At 31.9% G+C, this 889-nt stretch carries 1 protein-coding gene; it reads left to right on the plus strand.

What is annotated here, in order from left to right:
• The first annotated feature begins 89 nt into the window (after positions 1 to 89).
• Positions 90 to 884 carry an IS5 family transposase gene (locus HMPREF9071_RS11695; RefSeq protein ID WP_009401581.1) on the plus strand — a complete coding sequence of 265 codons (795 nt, stop codon included), beginning with the start codon at positions 90 to 92 and terminating at the stop codon, positions 882 to 884.
• Positions 885 to 889 lie beyond the last annotated feature (5 nt).

Here is an 889-nt window from a genome sequence, read left to right on the forward strand (position 1 = left end):
GAAGCTGTTTAAACTTTTTTAGAGAAGTAAAAGTTCCCAAAAATTAGTAATTTTGTGTTTGAAAAAAAGAACACTAAAATTCAGGAACTTTGGGCAAAGATACAATAAATAATTGGATTATTCCTTTTTTAAGTGTAGGAAAAAGAGGATTTAAAAGTAATTTTGATTTAGCTTCAATATTTTTATTGATTCTCAAGAGATTAAAAACAGGGGTGCAATGGAGAGAACTTCCAATTGAGAGCTATTTTGAAAAAGGAGAGATCTCTTGGCAAAGTGTTTATTACTACTTCAATAAATGGAGTAAAGATGGTAGTTTTCAGCGAGTATGGTTGAATCTATTAAGCAAGAAGAAAAGGAAATTAGATATGTCTTGCGTTCAATTGGATGGTAGTCATACACGTTGTCGTCAAAAAGGAGAATCTACAGGTTATCAAGCAAGAAAAAAAGCCGTAACCACAAATAGCATTTTTTTGTGTGATAATAAAGGGCAAATGATAGCAATGGGAAGTCCTAAAGCAGGAAATCACAATGACTTATATGAAATAGAAGAAGTACTAAAAGAAATCTTAGCTTTATTAGAAGAAGCAGGAATAGAGCACAAAGGTCTGTTTCTCAATGCTGATGCAGGATTTGATAGTAAGTCTCTTAGAGAGTTTTTAGAAAGCAAAGAAATTATAGCAAATATCAAACCTAATCCCCGAAATGGAGAGCAACCAAATGTTTATTTTGATGAAGAACTGTACAAAAATAGGTTTAAGATTGAACAATCAAATGGTTGGCTTGACGGATATAAAGGTTTGATAATGAGATATGAGTATCTTGATGTAACTTGGATTGGAATGCTTCTATTAGGGTTTATCTCCAAGTTCCTCAAAAAAGTTTAAACACG

Source organism: Capnocytophaga sp. oral taxon 338 str. F0234 (genome assembly GCF_000192225.1).
Lineage (GTDB): Bacteria > Bacteroidota > Bacteroidia > Flavobacteriales > Flavobacteriaceae > Capnocytophaga.